Annotated in this window: 19 protein-coding genes; 6 read left to right on the top strand and 13 right to left on the bottom strand. The window is 58.9% G+C overall.

Going from position 1 to position 18,251, the window contains the following annotated elements:
• Positions 1-7: 7 nt before the first annotated feature.
• The 6 genes from ACXAH3_RS10125 to ACXAH3_RS10100 are packed head-to-tail and all read right to left on the bottom strand — an operon-like array spanning position 8 to position 5,557.
• Positions 8-853 carry an ABC transporter permease gene (locus ACXAH3_RS10125; protein ID WP_474861968.1) on the bottom strand — a complete coding sequence of 282 codons (846 nt, stop codon included), beginning with the start codon at positions 851-853 and terminating at the stop codon, positions 8-10.
• Complete coding sequence (locus tag ACXAH3_RS10120; protein ID WP_474861967.1) at positions 850-1,785, bottom strand: ABC transporter permease; 936 nt, start codon at positions 1,783-1,785, stop codon at positions 850-852. The genes ACXAH3_RS10125 and ACXAH3_RS10120 overlap by 4 nt, the downstream gene beginning before the upstream one ends.
• On the bottom strand, positions 1,778-2,566 hold the full coding sequence (locus ACXAH3_RS10115; protein WP_474861966.1) for an ABC transporter ATP-binding protein: 789 nt from the start codon (positions 2,564-2,566) through the stop codon (positions 1,778-1,780). Before ACXAH3_RS10115 ends, ACXAH3_RS10120 begins: the two co-directional genes overlap by 8 nt.
• The gene (gene hydA / locus ACXAH3_RS10110) at positions 2,566-4,020 is read right to left on the bottom strand and encodes a dihydropyrimidinase (RefSeq protein WP_474861965.1); all 1,455 of its coding nucleotides are present in this window, start codon (positions 4,018-4,020) and stop codon (positions 2,566-2,568) included. Before hydA ends, ACXAH3_RS10115 begins: the two co-directional genes overlap by 1 nt.
• Entirely contained in the window at positions 4,017-4,313 is a 297-nt protein-coding gene (locus ACXAH3_RS10105; protein WP_474861964.1) for a hypothetical protein, read from the bottom strand. The genes hydA and ACXAH3_RS10105 overlap by 4 nt, the downstream gene beginning before the upstream one ends.
• Entirely contained in the window at positions 4,310-5,557 is a 1,248-nt protein-coding gene (locus ACXAH3_RS10100; protein ID WP_474861963.1) for a Zn-dependent hydrolase, read from the bottom strand. Before ACXAH3_RS10100 ends, ACXAH3_RS10105 begins: the two co-directional genes overlap by 4 nt.
• Positions 5,558-5,742: 185 nt before the next feature.
• Here ACXAH3_RS10100 and ACXAH3_RS10095 point away from each other — a divergent pair, with 185 nt between their 5' ends.
• Together ACXAH3_RS10095 and ACXAH3_RS10090 are read left to right on the top strand one after the other, a co-directional pair.
• On the top strand, positions 5,743-6,396 hold the full coding sequence (locus ACXAH3_RS10095) for a TetR family transcriptional regulator C-terminal domain-containing protein (protein WP_474861962.1): 654 nt from the start codon (positions 5,743-5,745) through the stop codon (positions 6,394-6,396).
• Positions 6,396-7,022 (top strand): TetR family transcriptional regulator C-terminal domain-containing protein, encoded by a 627-nt coding sequence (locus ACXAH3_RS10090; RefSeq protein ID WP_474861961.1) that lies wholly within the window; start codon positions 6,396-6,398, stop codon positions 7,020-7,022. The genes ACXAH3_RS10095 and ACXAH3_RS10090 overlap by 1 nt, the downstream gene beginning before the upstream one ends.
• Here the strand turns inward: ACXAH3_RS10090 and ACXAH3_RS10085 are convergent.
• The 4 genes from ACXAH3_RS10085 to ychF all read right to left on the bottom strand — a co-directional run bounded on the left by ACXAH3_RS10085 (position 7,003) and on the right by ychF (position 11,853).
• Complete coding sequence (locus ACXAH3_RS10085) at positions 7,003-7,857, bottom strand: DMT family transporter (protein ID WP_474861960.1); 855 nt, start codon at positions 7,855-7,857, stop codon at positions 7,003-7,005. The two genes, ACXAH3_RS10090 and ACXAH3_RS10085, sit on opposite strands and share 20 nt — an antisense overlap.
• 43 nt (positions 7,858-7,900) lie before the next feature.
• Positions 7,901-9,205, bottom strand: a complete 1,305-nt coding sequence (gene preA / locus ACXAH3_RS10080) for an NAD-dependent dihydropyrimidine dehydrogenase subunit PreA (protein WP_474861959.1) — start codon at positions 9,203-9,205, stop codon at positions 7,901-7,903.
• A complete protein-coding gene (locus ACXAH3_RS10075; RefSeq protein WP_474861958.1) occupies positions 9,205-10,545 on the bottom strand; it encodes an NAD(P)-dependent oxidoreductase in 1,341 nt (446 codons plus the stop codon). Before ACXAH3_RS10075 ends, preA begins: the two co-directional genes overlap by 1 nt.
• A 210-nt stretch (positions 10,546-10,755) precedes the next feature.
• Positions 10,756-11,853, bottom strand: coding sequence for a redox-regulated ATPase YchF (gene ychF / locus ACXAH3_RS10070; RefSeq protein WP_474861957.1), 1,098 nt, complete (start codon positions 11,851-11,853; stop codon positions 10,756-10,758).
• Between the two features lie 96 nt (positions 11,854-11,949).
• Between ychF and ACXAH3_RS10065 the strand changes: the two genes are divergently transcribed.
• The gene (locus ACXAH3_RS10065) at positions 11,950-12,366 is read left to right on the top strand and encodes a VOC family protein (RefSeq protein WP_474861956.1); all 417 of its coding nucleotides are present in this window, start codon (positions 11,950-11,952) and stop codon (positions 12,364-12,366) included.
• A gap of 59 nt (positions 12,367-12,425) precedes the next feature.
• Positions 12,426-13,217 (top strand): tryptophan synthase subunit alpha, encoded by a 792-nt coding sequence (gene trpA, locus ACXAH3_RS10060; protein WP_474861955.1) that lies wholly within the window; start codon positions 12,426-12,428, stop codon positions 13,215-13,217.
• A gap of 11 nt (positions 13,218-13,228) precedes the next feature.
• On the opposite strand, the gene ACXAH3_RS10055 is transcribed toward trpA, so the two are convergent.
• Both ACXAH3_RS10055 and ACXAH3_RS10050 read right to left on the bottom strand, forming a co-directional pair.
• On the bottom strand, positions 13,229-14,446 hold the full coding sequence (locus ACXAH3_RS10055; protein WP_474861954.1) for an NAD(P)/FAD-dependent oxidoreductase: 1,218 nt from the start codon (positions 14,444-14,446) through the stop codon (positions 13,229-13,231).
• Between the two features lie 14 nt (positions 14,447-14,460).
• Positions 14,461-14,967 carry a DUF2478 domain-containing protein gene (locus tag ACXAH3_RS10050; RefSeq protein WP_474861953.1) on the bottom strand — a complete coding sequence of 169 codons (507 nt, stop codon included), beginning with the start codon at positions 14,965-14,967 and terminating at the stop codon, positions 14,461-14,463.
• Between the two features lie 95 nt (positions 14,968-15,062).
• Between ACXAH3_RS10050 and ACXAH3_RS10045 the strand changes: the two genes are divergently transcribed.
• Both ACXAH3_RS10045 and creD read left to right on the top strand, forming a co-directional pair.
• Entirely contained in the window at positions 15,063-15,926 is an 864-nt protein-coding gene (locus tag ACXAH3_RS10045) for an urea carboxylase-associated family protein (protein ID WP_474861952.1), read from the top strand.
• Between the two features lie 68 nt (positions 15,927-15,994).
• Positions 15,995-17,467, top strand: coding sequence for a cell envelope integrity protein CreD (creD, locus tag ACXAH3_RS10040; RefSeq protein WP_474861951.1), 1,473 nt, complete (start codon positions 15,995-15,997; stop codon positions 17,465-17,467).
• A gap of 52 nt (positions 17,468-17,519) precedes the next feature.
• Here creD and deoD read toward each other — a convergent pair whose 3' ends face one another.
• Positions 17,520-18,224, bottom strand: a complete 705-nt coding sequence (deoD, locus tag ACXAH3_RS10035) for a purine-nucleoside phosphorylase (protein ID WP_474861950.1) — start codon at positions 18,222-18,224, stop codon at positions 17,520-17,522.
• Positions 18,225-18,251: the final 27 nt, after the last annotated feature.

Raw genomic sequence — 18,251 nt, 5'->3', positions numbered from 1 at the left:
GATTTGCTCAGCCTCTTTGTGATGGGTGCCAGAAGGTCACCTTTTTCTCGATAAATGCGACGACGCCATAAAAGGCAGTACCTGCAAGAGCGGCGACGACAATTTCAGCCCAGACCAGATCAATCGACAGGCTGCCGACTCCCGTTGAAATTCGGAACCCCATCCCGCGGGTCGGGGATCCAAAGTATTCAGCCACAATTGCCCCGATTAGGGCAAGCGTCGCGGCCACTTTCAGCCCGTTGAAGATAAAGGGCGTGGCGGCTGGGATGCGCAGTTTTATCAGCGTTTTAACGTATCCGGCGGCATAGGTTTTCATCAGATCGCGCAACATCGCGTCGGTTTCGCGCAGGCCTTGCACGGTGTTCACCAGCACCGGGAAGAACACCATGACGACGACGACAGCGGCCTTGGATTGCCAGTCAAACCCAAACCAGCTGACCAAAATAGGAGCGACGCCGACGATGGGCAAGGCCGCCACGAAGTTCCCGATGGGTAAAAGCCCGCGCGTCAGGAAGGGTGATCGGTCGATCAGGATCGCAACGACGAAGGCCGCGAGCACGCCGAAAATATACCCACGCAGAGCGCCCTTCAGGACGGTTTGAACGAAGTCCTCCCACAACATGCCGGTCGAGTTGACGAACCGGTCTGCCACGGCGGAAGGCGCGGGCAGGATGGCAGGGGAGATTGCGAAGGAGTGCACGACGGCCTCCCACAAGACAACGATGGTCAGGCCGAACAGAATCGGCACTGTGTATTTCACCAGCGTCGTGTCGGACAGGCGCGAGCGGACAAGGGCGATGTTTGTACCCCATGCGAAGGTCCAGAAGACAAGGGCGAGGATCATCCAGCTCATGTGCGCATCCCCATCTTACGCAGCAGCACATGCTGCGTTCGGTCAAGCAGCGTGACCAACACGCCTGCCAGAATGGCGGCGGCAAACAGCGCCGACCAGATTGCCAAAGGCGTTCCGAACTGATCCCCGATCAGGATCCGCGCGCCCAGCCCGCTGATCGCTCCTGTCGGAAGCTCGCCTACGATGGCACCGACCAAAGCCGCAGCCACGCCGATTTTCAGTGAGGTGAACAGATAGGGCAGGGACGCAGGCACCCGCAATTTCAAGAATTGCTGAGGCCCCGAGGCCGAATAGGTTTTCAGAAGGTCCAGTTGCTCGCCACTGGGGGATCGCAGCCCTTTGATCATCCCGACCATCACTGGGAAGAAACACAGGTAAGACGAGATCAGCGCCTTGGGAAAGGCGCGCCCCTCGATCCCGGCCTGAGACGACAGGACGATGATCATCGGAGCCAGCGCCACAATCGGCACCGCTTGCGAGATGATGGCCCAAGGAACCAATGACATCTCCATCACGCGCGATTTCACCACCAGAACAGCGCCAAGGATGCCGACCGTGGTGCCCAAAAGGAAACCCCAGAAGGTAGATTGGAGCGTGATCCAACCATGATAGATCAGCGACCGTTTTGACCACGTGCGGCCCTTCAGGATCATCGCGCCCGTGGTCTTCCAAAGCTCTTGCCCGACCTGTGCGGGCGTCGGCAGCCGCGGACGGTCAAGGTCATAGCCGCCTGCGATATGGCTGCGGTTGTTCAGCAGTAATGATAGGGTCGAGGCTTCGCGCCGTTCGACCGCTTCTGCCGGGACGACGTTTGCTCCTGCGCGGGCAGCCTGATCCAGCGTGACGCGGATGTTCATCGGGGCCACGGCCAGAAACCAGATCACCAGAATGCCAAACAGCACCGTCAGGACAGGAAACAGCGTTCTAGTCATAAGAATGCCCCGCGCGCAGCCCCTCGCGGACCCTATGTGCCACGTCCAGAAACTCTTGCGTGTCGCGAATATCCAGCGGACGTTCGGCGGGCAGGGGGCAGTCGATCACGTCGGAAATCCGGCCCGGCCGCGGGGACATGACGACGATTTTGGTCGACAGGTACACGGCCTCGGGGATCGAGTGGGTGACAAAGCAGATCGTCTTCTGCGTCTTGGCCCAGAGCTTCAATAGCTGCTCGTTCAGGTGATCGCGCACGATCTCGTCCAGCGCGCCGAAGGGCTCGTCCATCAACAGGATATCGGCATCAAAGGCCAGCGCGCGGGCGATCGAGGCCCGTTGCTGCATCCCGCCAGACAGCTGCCACGGGAACTTCTTTTCGAACCCCGCCAGATCGACCAACTCAAGCACCCGCTTAATCCGCTCGTCTTGCTCGGCCTTGGGATAGCCCATGATTTCCAGCGGCAGGCGCACATTCTTTCCAATCGTACGCCATGGATACAGCCCCGCATGCTGGAAGACATAGCCATAGGCACGCGATCGGCGCGCCTCGTGCGGGGTCACGCCGTTGACCGTAATCTTCCCGCCCGTGGGCGTTTCCAAATCCGCCATGCAGCGTAGGAAGGTGGTTTTGCCACAGCCCGAGGGGCCAATGAAGCTGACAAAATCACCCTTCTTGATGTCCAGAGACACGTCCTTCAACGCATGAACCGGGCCGTCATTGGTCTGAAAGGTCAGATCAAGGTTCTCTGCCTTGATTACCGTATCCGAAGTCACGTGCATTAAACTCCTGTTGCCGGAATGCCGGTGCGTTTCACGGGCTGAGGCGCGGTAAGCTCTTTCCATTTCGAAAGCGCGGTGTTGACGGTTGCGTTGGGTTCGCGGGCGACAAATTTGCCATGGCCTTCCTGCGTGCGGATCTCTCCGTCATGCACGGCCACCTGACCGCGTGTCAGGGTGAAGCGCGGCAGGCCTTTGACCTCGTGACCCTCGAAGACGTTATAGTCGATGGCCGATTGCTGGCTGCTGGCCGCGATGGTTTTTTCCTTCTCAGGATCCCAGACCACAAGGTCCGCATCCGCGCCGACCAAAACGGCCCCCTTGCGTGGGTAGCAGTTCAGGATCTTCGCGATATTGGTCGAGGTCACAGCGACAAATTCATTCATCGTCAGACGGCCCGTGGCCACGCCGTGGGTCCACAGCATCGGCATCCGATCCTCAAGCCCGCCGGTGCCGTTCGGGATCTTGGTGAAGTCGCCCACGCCATAGCGTTTCTGCTCGGTCGTGAAGGCGCAGTGGTCAGTGGCGACAACCGAAAGGCTGCCCGATTGCAGACCCGCCCACAGGCTGTCTTGGTGCTTTTGATTGCGGAAGGGGGGCGACATAACACGGCGGGCGGCGTGGTCCCAATCCTTGTTGAAATACTCGCTTTCATCCAGCGTCAGGTGCTGGATCAGAGGCTCGCCCCACACGCGCTTGCCCTGCATACGGGCGCGGCGGATGGCCTCATGCGCTTCCTCGCAGGACACATGCACCACATAAAGTGGCGCGCCTGCCATATCCGCAATCATGATCGCGCGGTTGGTGGCCTCGCCTTCGACTTGGCTCGGGCGGGAATAGGCGTGGGCCTCAGGCCCGGTGTTGCCCTCGGCCAGCAGCTTGGCCGACAGCTCGGCGATCACATCGCCGTTTTCGGCATGGACCATCGGGGTCGCGCCAAGTTCTGCAAGCCGGGTGAATGACGAATAAAGCTCGTCATCATTCACCATGAGCGCGCCCTTATAGGCCAGGAAGTGCTTGAACGTGTTGATGCCGCGCTCCTGCACGACGGTCTGCATGTCGTTAAACACCTGCTCGCCCCACCACGTCACGGCCATGTGGAACGAGTAATCACAGTTCGCGCGGGTCGATTTGTTGTCCCACCGCTTCAGCGCGTCCAGCAGGCTTTCGCCTTGGTTGGGCAGACAGAAATCAACCACCATCGTCGTGCCGCCCGCCAGCCCGGCGCGCGTGCCGCTTTCGAAATCATCCGACGAGTACGTGCCCATGAACGGCATTTCGAGGTGCACATGCGGGTCGATCCCGCCGGGCATGACATAGCAGCCAGTGGCGTCGAGGGTCTCGTCGCCCTTTAGGTCCGGTCCGATCTCGATGATCTTGCCATTGTCGATTAGGACGTCTGCCTTATAGGTCAGATCGGCTGTGACGACGGTTCCGTTTTTGATGACTTTGGTCATTTGTTGTCTCCCTGTTCAACCCATTCAATCTCCCAAGAATCAGGTCCGGTTTTCCAAGCTAGCTGTCCAAGCTGAAGCTCTTTCAGAAAATCCAATCCTTCTTCCCAATCAAACAGGTGATGCAAAGCAATTAGCTTTGGTTGGTCACTGGTGTTTTCTTCGTGGTGGTCATGGCGGCAAACCGCCTGAGGTCCTTCATCATCGAAGATCACCATCCTTATTTCTTCAGATCGATCAAAGACGTGGCCGCAAACCAAGAGCGCGGTGCTTTCTTTGAGGTCTCCAAGTTTCACTCCACAATCTCCGCCGTTTCCAACACCGCATGCAGCAACACATCCGTGCCCGCCGCGGCCCAGTCCTTGGAAATCTCCTCGGCCTCGTTATGGCTCAGACCATCCACACAGGGGCACATGATCATCGCCGTTGGATAGATCTCGTTGATCCAACAGGCGTCGTGGCCTGCGCCGGACACGATATCCATGTGACTATAGCCCAGCTCTTCCGCCGCATCGCGGACCGCTTTCACACAACCCTCGTCAAAGGCGGGCGGGTCGAAGGTGCCGACCATTTCCCAGCTCATATCGACGCCGATACCCTCGCAAAGCTTCGGCGCACGTTCATCAAACTCGGCGATCATCGCGTCGATCACCACTTGCAGGTGCGAGCGGAAATCGACGGTGCAGACGACTTTGCCGGGGATGATGTTGCGTGAGTTTGGATAGACGTCGATATGCCCGATGGCCCCCACCGCATTGGGCTGGTGCTTCATCGCGATCTCGTGGACCAGTTCGGTGATCAGCGCCAGACCACGGCCCGCGTTGATCCGCATATGCATGGGGGTCGAACCCGTGTGGCTTTCCTTGCCCGTGATAGTCACTTCCAGCCAGTTTAGACCCTGACCGTGGGTGACAACGCCGATGTCTTTGCCCTCGGCCTCCAGAATGGGGCCTTGTTCGATGTGTAGCTCGAACATCGCGTGCATCTTGCGCGCGCCGACCTCTTCATCGCCGACCCAGCCGATCCGCTTCAGCTCGTCGCCGAACTTCTTGCCCTCGGCATCTTCGCGGTCATAGGCCCAGTCTTGCGTGTGCTTTCCCGCAAACACGCCCGAGGCCAGCATGGCGGGCGCAAAGCGGGTGCCTTCTTCGTTGGTCCAGTTGGCCACGACGATCGGGTGCTTCGTTTTGACGTTCAGGTCGTTCATCGTGCGAACGGCTTCCAGCCCGCCCAGCACGCCCAAAACGCCGTCATATTTGCCGCCCGTGGGCTGCGTATCCAAATGCGAGCCCATATAGACGGGCAGGGCATCTGGGTCTTCGCCGGGGCGGGTGGCAAACATGTTGCCCATCGTATCGACGCCCATCGTCATGCCCGCCGCTTCGCACCATGTCTGGAACAGCGCGCGCCCCTCGGAGTCTTCATCGGTCAATGTCTGGCGATTGTTGCCGCCTGCGATGCCGGGGCCGATCTTGGCCATCTCCATCAGACTGTCCCACAGCCGATCCGGGTCAATACGCAGGTTCTTGCGATTGGTCATATTCATCTCCCTTTGGGTACACATGAATGTGTTCGCGGAATTTAGATTCCGTCTTTCCCTCAGGCTGGATGATTTCTGCACGATCGGTCAACATTTTTCTGACCGACCGTGCAGAAAGCCCCTGTTTTCCGGCGAAATCTCGTGCCACAAATAGGGTCATTGCGCATTTTTTGCGCAGGATTTTGATGAAAAGTGCAGATGTGAACAAAGCGACCCAAGGCATCCAGAGCCGAAATCGGCAGGAAGTGACCGCGCGGATTCTAACCGCAGCGGAACGTGTGTTTGCCGAGTTCGGATATGCCGGTGCGTCCATCAGCCGAATCGCGGCTGAGGCGGGCATTCCGAAATCCAACGTGGTCTATTACTTCGAGACCAAGGAACAGCTCTATCGCCGTGTTGTGGGCGAGATCTTTGACATCTGGCGTGCGGCGGCTGACAGCATTGCGGTCGACAATGATCCCATACAAGCGCTTGGCGATTACATCGACACAAAGCTCGATCTGGCGCGGACGCGGCCCTATGGCTCGAAGGTTTGGGCCAACGAAATCATTCAGCGCGCGCCCATCGTGCAGGATTATCTGGAAGACGAATTGCGGTCCTGGACCGAGGACCGGATCGTGGTGATCGAGGCATGGATTGCGGGCGGAAAAATCCGCCCCATCAGCGCGCGTCATTTGCTTTATGCGATTTGGGCGACGACGCAGCATTATGCGGATTTTACCCATCAGATCACCACGCTGAACGAAGGTGTTGAGCTGACAAACCGTCAGTGGGACGATACCAAAACGGCGGTGAAAGATTTGCTTTTGTCGGGCGTTATAAAGCACGGTGATGCGTAATGGCGCGAGCGGGGGCCACAGCGCGCAAGACGCGCAATCAGGTGGAAAAGCGGCAGGCGATTTTCGAGGCTGCTTTAGATGTGTTTTCCGAAAAAGGCCTGCGCGGGGCAACGTTAGAACAGGTCGCGAAGGCAGCCGGATTGTCCAAGCAGAACGTGGTCTATTACTTCGCCGGCAAGGACGAGATCTATGCCGAGCTTTTGGAGAGCTTGCTCGAAAAATGGGTGCAGCCGCTGCGGGATTTAACGGCGGATGGCGATCCCTTGGACGAGATCCTGACCTATGTTTCGCGCAAGGTTCAAATGTCGCGCAACATGCCCCGCGAAAGCCGCCTGTTCGCGACGGAAATCCTGCACGGCGCCCCGCGTCTGGGCGAGGTACTGCCGACGGAACTGAAGACATTGGTCGACGAGAAAGCCACCATCATTCAGGGCTGGATGGATGCCGGGAAGCTGGTGCAAGCCGACCCGCATCATCTGATCTTTTCGATCTGGGCGATGACACAGCATTATGCCGATTTCGACGTTCAGGTGCGCTCGGTTCTTGGGCCGGACCGGTCGGAAACGCGGTTTGAGGATGCAGAAGTCTTTATTAAGAATATGCTGATCAGGACGCTTCAGCCCTAAGCAGCATAAGCAGCGCCAGAAGCGTCGCACCGACCCCCAAAAGCAGCATCATCGGCTGGGTTTTGCCATGCAGCAGCAAATCCCACAGCACGACCCAGCTTGGCACCAGATAAGTATAGGCCATGACCTTGCCCGCGGGCAGGCGTTGGGCGGCGTATTGCAGCAGGAAGAACGACCCGGCGGTGGCCGCAACAGCCAAATAGATGATCACCAGCCAGACGGCAGGGCGCAGGGCTGCATAATCCGTTGCGATCAAGTCCGGCGCGCCGTAGATGGCCGTGACCATCAGTGCGCCCAGAATGGTCCCGATTGAAGTCTGCACCGGTTTCACATCATGCGCCAACTTGCGAGCGAGCGCTGGGACCATTGCGTGGGCGAAAGCGCCGATGGTGAACAGGGCTTCACCAAAGCCAATCTCGAACCTGAAAAGCGCGTTTAGATCGGCGCGGAAGATTACCCAAATGGCACCCAATGCGCCGATGGACAAAGCGATCAGCGTCCAACAGCTGGCGTGTTGACGCGCGATGACATAGCCGAACCCGGCAGCCATCAACGGGGTCAGGGTAAACACGGCGGCGGTTGATACGGCAGATGTGACGCGCAGCGCCTCGAACATCGTGATGAAATAGATGGCCATCAGCCCGCCCATCAATCCAAAGCGCCAGAAGCGTTGAAACACTGGGGCAATTGGTACCCGCATCGCCTTGGCAACCGCCATTAGCAACAAGGCCGCCAATGCAAACCGTACGGTGCTTAACGCCGCCGGGGCCATGTCGCGGGCCACGATATGTCCAAAGGTGAAGGACAGCGACACCAACATCGAAAAGCTGAGCATCGCGAAATGGCCCTGCCACGCAGGCAGCAGGGCCGAAGGTTGCTTATTCCGCAGCGGTTGCGCTGGGGTTGTTGGGGTGGGTTGTCCAGTTCGCATATTCATCCGCAACAGGCTTTCCGGTCCGTTCGTCCATAGCGCCGGGCGCGATGGTTTCCATCGTGATACAGCCTTCGACGGGGCAGACATTGACGCACAGGTTGCAAGCAACGCATTCGTCGTCTTTCACATCAAAAACCCGATCCTCTGACATGCTGATTGCCTGATGCGAGGTGTCTTCGCAAGCGGCATAACACCGACCGCATTTGATGCAATCCTCTTGGCTGATCCGCGCCTTGGTAACGTGGTTCAGATTCAGATACTGCCAATCTGTGACATTCGGAACGGCACGACCAACAATTTCATCAATCGAATTGTAACCCTGTTCATCCATCCATTGGCTGAGGCCCGAGATCATCTCTTGCACCACTTTGAAGCCATAGGTCATGGCGGCGGTGCAAACCTGCACATTGCCTGCGCCAAGCGCCATGAACTCGGCCGCGTCACGCCATGTGGTCACACCGCCAATGCCCGAGATGGGCAGGCCATGCGTGCCGGGGTTGCGCGCGATTTCGGCGACCATGTTCAGGGCAATGGGCTTCACCGCTGGGCCGCAATAGCCACCATGGGTGCCTTTCCCGTCGATCATAGGCTCGGGCGACATAGCATCTAGATTGACCGAGGTGATCGAGTTGATCGTGTTTATCAGGCTGACCGCATCGGCGCCCCCATCCTTGGCGGCTTGTGCCGGGTGCAGGATGTTGGTGATGTTCGGCGTCAGCTTCACAATCACCGGCAGGTCGGTGGCGGCTTTGCACCAGCGGGTGACCATTTCGATATATTCGGGCACCTGACCCACGGCGGATCCCATGCCACGTTCAGCCATGCCATGCGGGCAACCGAAGTTCAGTTCAAACCCATCACAGCCGGTCTCTGCGATGCGGGGAATGATCTCTTTCCACGCCTCTTCCTCGCAGGGCACCATGACCGAAGCGATCAGGGCATGATCAGGATAGTCCTTCTTCACGCGGGTCATTTCGGCGAGGTTCACCTCGAGAGGGCGGTCCGTAATCAGCTCGATGTTGTTCAGTCCCAGAAGACGACGATCCGCACCGTGAATGGCGCCATAGCGTGGGCCATTCACGTTGACGACGGGCGGGCCTTCCGCGCCCAGCGTTTTCCAAACCACGCCGCCCCAGCCGGCTTCGAATGCCCGGCGGACGTTGTATTCCTTATCCGTGGGCGGAGCCGAGGCCAGCCAGAACGGGTTCGGGGAGGAAATTCCAAGAAAGTTTGATGTCAGATCAGCCATTAGCTTGCCCCTTTCAGGCTGGCGTGGATGTCCATGGCCGCATCGCGACCTTCGGCAACGGCGGTGACGGTCAGGTCATCTCCACCCGAGGCACAGTCACCCCCGGCCCAGACACCTGAGACACTGCTGCGCTGCGCGTCATCGACCTTGATCTTGCCGCCTTCCAAGGTCAGAGCGTCAGGCGTGTCGCCCAGCTTTTGACCGATGGCTTTGAACAGCTGATCGGCAGGCAAGGTGAAGGTCTCGTCCAGCGTGACCAGCTTGCCGTTTTGCGTTTCAGTATAGGCAAAAGTAACGCCGGTCAGCGATCCGTTGCCTTCGACACCCACCGGAGTCGCGTTGCAGATCAGGGTCACACCCTTTTGCTGCGCCAGCTCCTGTTCGAAACTGGATGCAGCCATCGCTTCTTGCCCGCGGCGATAGACGATGGTGACATCTTCCGCGCCCAGCAATTTGGCCTGCACGCCCGCATCAATCGCGGTCATGCCGCCACCGATGACGACAACGCGCCGCCCGACGGGCAGGGCGGTCATGTCTGATGCCTGACGCAGATCTGCGATGAAGTCGACGGCGTCCAAGACGTTGTCCTTGTCTTCGCCGTCCATGCCCAATGCGTTCACGGCGCTAAGCCCCATGCCAAGGAAGACCGCGTCGAAATCGCTTTGCAGCGCGTCCAGAGTGATTGTCTGCCCAAGCGATTGGCCATAGCGGATTTCGATCCCGCCGATGGACAGAAGCCAGTCCAGCTCGCGCTGGGCGAAGTCGTCGGTGGATTTATAGGCGGCGATGCCGAACTCGTTCAGACCACCGCCTTTCGCGCGTGCCTCGAACACCACAACGTCATGTCCCAGCATGACCAGACGGTGTGCGCAGGCCAGGCCTGCGGGGCCAGCACCAACGACGGCAACTGATTTGCCTGTCTTATCGGCGCGGGCGAACGGATGGGTGTTTGAGGCCATTACGGTGTCAGTCGCATAGCGCTGAAGGCGTCCGATTTCGACTGGCTTGCCTTCGGCGGTTTCGCGCACGCAGACTTCTTCGCACAGTGTTTCTGTAGGACAAACGCGAGCGCACATGCCGCCTAGAATGTTCTGGTTCAGAATGGTCTTCGCCGCGGCCTCGGGCGTGCCGGTGGCGATCTGACGGATAAAAAGCGGAATGTCGATCGAGGTCGGGCAGGCGGTCATGCATGGTGCGTCGTGGCAGAAGTAACAGCGATCTGCCGCGACGAGAGCCTCGTGTTCATCATATTCCGGGTGAAGGTCTGTAAAGTTGTCGGCAACTTGCGTCGGGTCTAACCGCCCGGCTGCAACGCCGTTTTCCCTGTTGATATGTGCCATAGCTAGTTCCTTGAATTGGCTTTGGTCCATTCAGTAAGGCACAGAAATGGATACTTGGCCAGAAATTTTACCCAATGGTAAAAGTTTTTCGCGGATGCCAAGGAATTGAGCAGCTAAAGGCCAGCGTTGATCAACGTGCTGGCATCTTTGGTGCAAATAAAAAGCCGCAACGGGCAGTTGCGGCTTTAGCTTATTGATATGTAAGTCAGATTAGGCGTTGAACAAGAAGTGCAGCACGTCGCCGTCCTTGACCATATAGCCCTTACCCTCGGCCCGCATCTTGCCTGCCTCTTTCGCTGGACCTTCGCCGCCCAATTCGACGTAATCCTCATAGGCAATGGTCTCGGCTCGGATGAAACCGCGTTCGAAATCACCGTGAATCACACCAGCGGCCTGCGGGGCCATAGTGCCTTCGCGGATGGTCCAGGCGCGCGCTTCTTTCGGGCCGACGGTGAAATAGGTTTCAAGGTGCAGAAGCTCGTAACCGGCGCGGATCAAGCGGTCCAGACCAGCTTCGGCCAGTCCAAGTTCTTCCAAGAACATCTCCATGTCCTCGTCATCGAGCTGGCTAATCTCTTCTTCGATCTTGGCCGAAATCACGACGGATGCAGCACCCTGAGCGGCGGCCATTTCTTCCACCGCTTTCGAATAGGCGTTGCCAGTGGCCGCATCGCCTTCGTCAACATTGCAGACATAGAGGATCTTCTTGGTGGTCAGAAGCTGAAGCATCTTCCACGCTTTCTTGTCTTCCTCGTCCACCTCGACGGTGCGGGCAGGCTGACCGTTCTCCAGCGCCTCTTGCGCGGCGGCCAGAAGGCGATCCTGCTGCTGGGCGTCCTTGTCGTTGCCCTTCAGCTTGCGGACCAGACCGGCGCGGCGCTTTTCGATGCTTTCCAGATCGGCTAGCATCAGCTCGGTCTCGATCACTTCGGCGTCTTCAACCGGGTTCACGCGGCCATCGACATGGGTCACATCGCCATCGTCAAAGCAGCGCAGCACATGGGCAATCGCGTCCGTTTCGCGAATGTTGGCCAGAAACTGGTTGCCCAGCCCTTCGCCTTTGGACGCGCCTTTTACCAACCCGGCGATGTCCACAAAGGTCATGCGGGCGGGAATGATCTCTTTCGAGGACGCAATTGCAGCCAGTTTATCCAGACGCGCATCGGGGACGTTCACTTCGCCCGTATTGGGTTCAATGGTGCAGAACGGAAAGTTTGCAGCCTGCGCGGCAGCCGTCTTGGTCAGTGCATTGAAAAGCGTCGATTTGCCCACATTCGGCAGACCCACGATACCCATCTTGAAACCCATCACGGCCTCCGTCGTTGAAACACCCGCGCGTTCTAGGGCTTTGACAGGCCGGGCGCAAGCGTGGTGGGATCGTCGGGAGCAATAGGAGGAAGAGAAATGCAACCCATTCCCTATGTCTTCATTAAAGGTAAATGCCGCGAGGCCGTCACAGCCTATGGCGAAATCTTCGGCACAAAGCCAGAAATCATGGCTTTCTCGGACATGCCCGCAGAGGATCAAGCCCAGATGCCCGGTATATCTCCGGATGCGGTCATGCATGCCTCTGTTAAGATCGGTGATGGTTTTTTGTTTGCCTCGGACGAGGGTGATGACAATGCGCCCGATATGGTAGGGTGCAATGTTTGCGTATCCTTGGCGGGTGACGACGAAACCCGTCGCGTATTCGATGCCTTGGCTAAGGGCGGCGAAGTGCGAATGCCGCTGTCACCGATGTTCTGGACCTCTCTTTTTGGGACATTGACCGACAAGTTCGGTGTGCGTTGGATGATCATGGCGGACAGTGATTACGAGTGACCCATTGATTTTCCTGTCCCGCTTGGGCAAACCGGGCGGGACCAAGGAAAGGACCGGGCATGACTCGCATCGACGCCAAATTCGCAGCACTTAAGGAAAAGGGCCAGAAAGCCTTTGTTGCCTATATCATGGGTGGTGATCCGGATGTGGAAACCTCGCTTGAAGTGATGAAGGGGCTGCCCGCCGCTGGTGTCGACGTGATCGAGCTGGGCGTGCCTTTCACCGATCCGATGGCAGACGGCCCAACCATTCAGCTGGCCGGTCAGCGTGCGCTTGAAGGTGGCATGACGCTGCAAAAGACGCTGGATATGGCCACCGAGTTTCGCAAGGAAGACGACACCACACCGATCGTGCTGATGGGGTATTACAACCCGATCTATAACCGTGGCGTGGACAAGTTTCTCATCGATGCGAAAGCCGCTGGCGTAGACGGTCTGATCGTCGTGGATCTGCCACCTGAAGAGGACGACGAGCTGTGCATCCCTGCGCAGAAAGCGGGTCTGAATTTCATCCGTCTGGCGACCCCGACCACAGACGACAAGCGCCTGCCGAAGGTTCTGCAAAACACTTCGGGCTTTGTTTATTACGTCTCGGTCACCGGCGTGACCGGATCGGCGGAAGCGCAAGCGGGCAATGTTGGCCCCGAAGTGGCCCGCATCAAAGCGGCCACGGATATTCCGGTGATTGTGGGCTTCGGTGTGAACACCCCAGACAAAGCCGAGGCGATTGCCAGTGTGGCGGATGGCACCGTGGTCGGATCGGCCATCGTGTCGAAGATCGGCGCGGGCGAGCCTGTTGCCGATATTCTGGACTTCGTGAAGACCTTGGCTGACGGCGCGCACCGCGGCTAAGGCACGGCTGGCTAGATCACGGCGCGTTCGCCAAAGGGGGTGCCGGTGACGATCCGTTCATACCCAAAGGGCGACAGATCCATACTGTGGAAGTGGCCATGGGTGATCAACTCGGCCAGTCCACGTCCCATCGCGGGGGCTTGTTGCAGCCCGTGGCCCGAGAACCCATTGACGAAATGGAAGTTTTCGACCTCGGGGTGCGGGCCAAGGACAGCGTTCTGATCCAACGTGTTATAGGCATAATGCCCCGCCCATTCGGTAACGATTTTTAACGCCTCGAACTGAGGGATGCGCGTGGCGATATGCGGCCAGACATGGGTTTCCCAGATGCTGTGATCCATGTGGAAATCATCCGGCGCGACGGCCACATCGTCGAAGGGCGCGGCCCCGACCATGTAAGTTTCCGGCCCGTCTTGGCGGACGTGAATGCCGCTGGGATCGATCGTCAGGGGAAGCGGACGGTCCAAGGGGTTGGCGGCGCTGAACACCCAAGTGAAGCGTTTGCGCGGCTCGATAGGTACGTCCAGCCCGGCCAGTGTCGCAAGCTGCGCGGCACGTGGTCCCGCCGCATTCACCAACTGCCCGCAGCCGATTTCGGTGCCGTCTGACAGAGTAACCGACGTGGCGCGTGCGCCGTCCGTCTGGATGTCCGTCACCTCGCCGGACAGGTACTCCACGCCCGCTTCCATTGCCTTGCGCCGGAACCAGTCGAACAAGGCACCGCCGTCCCAATAGCCTTCGTCGACCGCTCCGTGACTGCCCAGCAGGATGTCGTCCAGATCGTAGAACGGGTACGCCTCGGCCAGTTCGTCGCGGGACATGATGCGGGTGCCAGCGCCAAGGGTGGATTGCATGGCTTGGGCTGCCTTCAATTCCTCGGCCCGCGCGGCGTTGTCGGCCAGATAGAGATATCCGAAATCCTGCACCTCGATGTTTTCGATGCGAGGATCTCCGCCCATATTGGCGCGCAGGTCTTTGATGAACTGAAGAGTGAATTGTGAAACTTTTACGTTTAATTCTTCAGAGAACTGCTGCCGAATGCAGGAATTTGTATGGGCGGTGGAACATTGCGTAAAGCTGGGATCGCGCTCGATCACCAGCACTTGCCCATCAAAATCCGCGTCCTGCGACAGCCACCACGCGACCGAAGATCCCATGATCGCGCCGCCGACAATCACGACGTCATAGCTGTTATGTGCGGGCTGCGTGCGGAAGGTTCGTTGGTTCACCGAAGGCTCCTGACTTACGCGCGACCGGTGGCGGACAGCGCCCAGCTCAATACGGCGTCATGTTCGGGCGCGATTTCCTCGGCCTCGCCCACGAAGGTCATGAACGCATCGCGCGACCTTTCGCTAAGCCCGATGATGGCGGGAATATCCTGCGCCAGCGCTTGCCCAATGGCTTCACGAAAGCCGCGGCCCTCGGCCTCTTGCTTGCCGAACTTGTTGACCAGCAGCAGATCAGCCCCGGACCGCAGGCGTTCCTCGGTCTGGCCGACAGCGGTTTCCAGCGCCTCGGGGTTCAGTTTGCAGCCCCGCGCATTGGCGCCAAGGTATTGGCTGATGCGGATTTTCGGCCCATCAGGCAGCACCAACACGTCCATGTCGCAATGGTGTTCCTCGGCCCGTTCGGTGTCCAGTTGCACGGTCCCGCACAGGGTCACGCCCTTGTCGGCCAAAGCCTGTGCCACACCGGCCAAAAGCAGGTTCGTCGTGCCCCGTCCGGGCGCAATCACATAAGCAAGTTTCATCAGCTTTCCCTTCGCCTCTGACTTGGCAAGCCTGCGGGGTCTTGTCAATTGGGCGCGGGGCGTGTCTTGATGCATTCAGTCAATCGGAGCACCCTATGAAACCCCAGAACCCGTCCCACAGCGCCCCTGCAGATGCGGAAGCCATGAAGGCGATGAAGCCGGTGATTTGTTACCCGGTGGACAGCTTGCTGGCCCCGGAGCTGGAGCTGTACCGCGCGGCACGTGCGACAGCGCAGAAGGTGGACGAAGTTTTGGTCCCAGCGCGCGACGCACGCACATTCACTGTGCCAGCGGGGCAATTTCTCCGTATATCTTCGGTCGACGGGCCGCAGGTCGGCGACCTGAACCTGTGGAACGCGGATGACCTGAATGAGCGCTTTTACTCGGGCAAAACACGTGCTTTGCACGGCACGCATCTGTCGGTCTCAGACCGCATGTGGACCAGCTTTCCCGCCATGCGTCCGATGGCAACGATCATTGACGACACGCTGGATTGGTACGGGTTTGACGACTTCGGAGGTTCAGTCCACGACGTCATCGGCACGCGCTGCGATCCCTATACCAACAATCTGCTGTCCGGTGGGCAGTATCACCATTGCTGCCACTCCAACCTGACCCGTGCTTTGGCGGATCATCTGGGCTGTTCGCTGGACGAAGCACAACCTCATGTGCATGACGTGCTAAACGTCTTCATGTGCACGGGCTTTACCCGCGACACCGGCCAGTATTTCATGAAAGCCAGCCCGGTACGTCCCGGCGACTATCTTGAATTCTTTGCGGAAATCAACCTTCTGGGGGCACTCAGCGCGTGTCCCGGTGGGGACTGTTCGGACCAACATAGTTCGGACAGCGCCGCGTGCTATCCGCTGTTGGTCGAGGTCTTCGCACCGGAAGCTGGCGTGCTGGGCGATTGGCGCTCACCGCCGGTGAACCGCTATGACCAAAGTCACGGGCGTTAGGGAAACCCCGCCCTTGTAAGTTGTGGCGGCGCGCATACCTTACACCCAATTTGAATAAGGAGTTTGCCATGCGATCCCTTGGCTGGCGGTTTATTATCGTAGGCGTTCTGTGCCTTGTGATGTTCATCCCACTGATGATGGTGTCGGATATCGTGAACTCCCGGAAACATTATTCCGAAGACACGATCCGGTCGGTCGGACAGGAATGGGGCGGACAGCAGACAATCGCCGGGCCCAAGGTCGTGATCCCAGTCAAGGCGCGGGTCAAAGTGACCGAGCTGCACAATGTGATCGACCCGGAAACCGGTCTGATCGAGCGTGACAAGGAAACTGGCACGAACCTGCAAAAGATGGTCGAGGTCGAGCGGATCGAAAACAGACAGCCGCTGTTTGTCTATCCGGACGTGTTCGACGTGCAGATCACCACCGAAACCCAGATGCGCCATCGCGGTATCTTTCAGGTGCCGGTCTATCAGGCGCAGGCAAACATCAAGACCGAGTTCCCCTTTGACCGGGTCGAGGCCACGCTGGAAGAAGGCGAGTTCGCCGTCTGGGACGAGGCCAGCCTGCGTCTGACTGTCAGCTCGAACCGCGCATTGCGAGGTGAAGCGCATTTGACCTCGGGCGCGGATGAAATCCTGATGGAGCCCTTGGGCGAAGCTGCGGGTTTGACGGCGTCCTTGCCGGGCGGCAAGGAGCAGACGCAATTCGATCTGGCGCTGGGATTGAACGGCGCAGCCGAACTGCGGGTGGCTCCCGTTGGCCGCAACTCTACTGTTCAGATGAACAGTGACTGGCCCGATCCCAGCTTCGGCGGGGCGTTCCTGCCAGACGGGTCCGAGATCTCGGAAGCCGGCTTTCAAGCCACGTGGACCATCCCGCATCTGGCGCGCAGCTTGCCCCAGATCTCGCGTCAGGATTACGAGCAAACCGCGCGACGGGATACGGCATTTGGGGTCAGTTTCTATCAGCCCAATGACTTCTATCAAAAGGCTTGGCGCGCGGCGCGCTATGGCATTCTGTTCGTTTCACTGACCTTCCTGACGGTTCTGCTGATGGACATGCAAAGCAAACGTCCGGTGCATCCGGTGCAGTATTTGCTGATCGGGTTGTCGCAGGCCGTGTTCACCCTGTTGATGCTGGCCTATGCGGAACAAGTGGGCTTTACAGCGGCCTATGTCGGCTCGGCGGCGGCGTTGATCCTTTTGCTTTTGATGTTCGGGAAGTTTGCCCTGAAACTGGGCACGCGGACATGGGTCTTGGGCGGCATGTTGGTGCTGCTTTACGCGGTGCTCTATCTGATCCTCTATTCAACCGATTATGCCCTTCTGGCGGGCGCGACGCTGGCCTTCGTGGCGATCGGCGCGACCATGTACGCCACACGGAACGAGGAATGGTACGGAGAAGACGGGCCGGGGCCGGGGCTGTTTGCGCGGCGGGCCGCACGGAAAGCCGAGGCAGCGACCAAGCCGGGCGCCGCACCAAGGGCGGAAGGACCGTGGCCCACATTACCTGCGGGTGACAATTCCAAGGACGACTAAGAAAAGAGGCGCCGCAGGGCGCCTCTTTCACGTTCTGGACTGTGTGCTTTGATCAGGCGAATGCCGCCTCAAGCGCAATCTCGACCATATCGCCAAAGGTCTTCTCGCGCTGGTCTGATGGCAGTGCCTCGCCGGTTTGCAGGTGATCTGAAACTGTCATGATCCCCAGCGCCCGCACGCCATGTCGGGCAGCGAGGATGTAAAGCTCGGCGGCTTCCATCTCGACCCCCAGAATGCCGTGGCGGGTCATTTCTTTGTTCAGGTCCGGGCGTTCGTCATAAAACGTATCCGAGCTGTAAATCCCGCCGACATGCACACCCACGTCGCGCCCACGCGCGGCGGCAACGGCGGCTTCCAGTAGGCCATAATCGGCGCAGGGCGAATAATTCAGCTCGCGGAAAATGGTGTTCGAGGGTGTGCCCACTGTCGTGCAGGTCATCGCAATAACCACGTCGCGCACTTTCACCTGCGGCTGCATTCCGCCACAGGACCCGATGCGGATCAGCGTTTTCGCACCGTAGTCGCGGATCAACTCGTTGGCGTAGATCGAGATCGACGGCATCCCCATGCCTGACCCCTGAATGGTCACACGGTTGCCTTTGTAAGTGCCGGTAAAGCCGAACATCCCGCGCACCTCGTTCACCAGCTCGGCCTCTTCCAGAAAGGTCTCGGCGGCCCAGCGGGCACGGTACGGGTCGCCCGGCATCAAAACGGTTTCAGCGATTTGGCCCTGTTCGGCCCCGATATGGACGGTCATGCTTGACTCCTAAAGTCATGGTGTTGC

The organism is Aliiroseovarius sp. ABM4_368 (assembly GCF_056161205.1).
The sequence above is the reverse complement of the archived record's forward strand: the minus strand, read 5'-3'. Positions and strand labels throughout refer to the sequence as shown.

Coding starts and splice junctions, on each gene's coding strand:
- ACXAH3_RS10090 (WP_474861961.1), top strand. CDS start 6,396: ATGGCGCGAGCGGGGGCCACAGCGCGCAAGACGCGCAATCAGGTGGAA.
- ychF (WP_474861957.1), bottom strand. CDS start 11,853: ATGGGTTTCAAGATGGGTATCGTGGGTCTGCCGAATGTGGGCAAATCG.
- ACXAH3_RS10100 (WP_474861963.1), bottom strand. CDS start 5,557: ATGACCAATCGCAAGAACCTGCGTATTGACCCGGATCGGCTGTGGGAC.
- ACXAH3_RS10095 (WP_474861962.1), top strand. CDS start 5,743: ATGAAAAGTGCAGATGTGAACAAAGCGACCCAAGGCATCCAGAGCCGA.
- preA (WP_474861959.1), bottom strand. CDS start 9,205: ATGGCTGATCTGACATCAAACTTTCTTGGAATTTCCTCCCCGAACCCG.
- deoD (WP_474861950.1), bottom strand. CDS start 18,224: ATGACCGTCCATATCGGGGCCGAACAGGGCCAAATCGCTGAAACCGTT.
- ACXAH3_RS10120 (WP_474861967.1), bottom strand. CDS start 1,785: ATGACTAGAACGCTGTTTCCTGTCCTGACGGTGCTGTTTGGCATTCTG.
- creD (WP_474861951.1), top strand. CDS start 15,995: ATGCGATCCCTTGGCTGGCGGTTTATTATCGTAGGCGTTCTGTGCCTT.
- ACXAH3_RS10085 (WP_474861960.1), bottom strand. CDS start 7,857: ATGCTCAGCTTTTCGATGTTGGTGTCGCTGTCCTTCACCTTTGGACAT.
- ACXAH3_RS10065 (WP_474861956.1), top strand. CDS start 11,950: ATGCAACCCATTCCCTATGTCTTCATTAAAGGTAAATGCCGCGAGGCC.
- ACXAH3_RS10075 (WP_474861958.1), bottom strand. CDS start 10,545: ATGGCACATATCAACAGGGAAAACGGCGTTGCAGCCGGGCGGTTAGAC.
- ACXAH3_RS10050 (WP_474861953.1), bottom strand. CDS start 14,967: ATGAAACTTGCTTATGTGATTGCGCCCGGACGGGGCACGACGAACCTG.
- ACXAH3_RS10125 (WP_474861968.1), bottom strand. CDS start 853: ATGAGCTGGATGATCCTCGCCCTTGTCTTCTGGACCTTCGCATGGGGT.
- ACXAH3_RS10045 (WP_474861952.1), top strand. CDS start 15,063: ATGAAACCCCAGAACCCGTCCCACAGCGCCCCTGCAGATGCGGAAGCC.
- hydA (WP_474861965.1), bottom strand. CDS start 4,020: ATGACCAAAGTCATCAAAAACGGAACCGTCGTCACAGCCGATCTGACC.
- trpA (WP_474861955.1), top strand. CDS start 12,426: ATGACTCGCATCGACGCCAAATTCGCAGCACTTAAGGAAAAGGGCCAG.
- ACXAH3_RS10115 (WP_474861966.1), bottom strand. CDS start 2,566: ATGCACGTGACTTCGGATACGGTAATCAAGGCAGAGAACCTTGATCTG.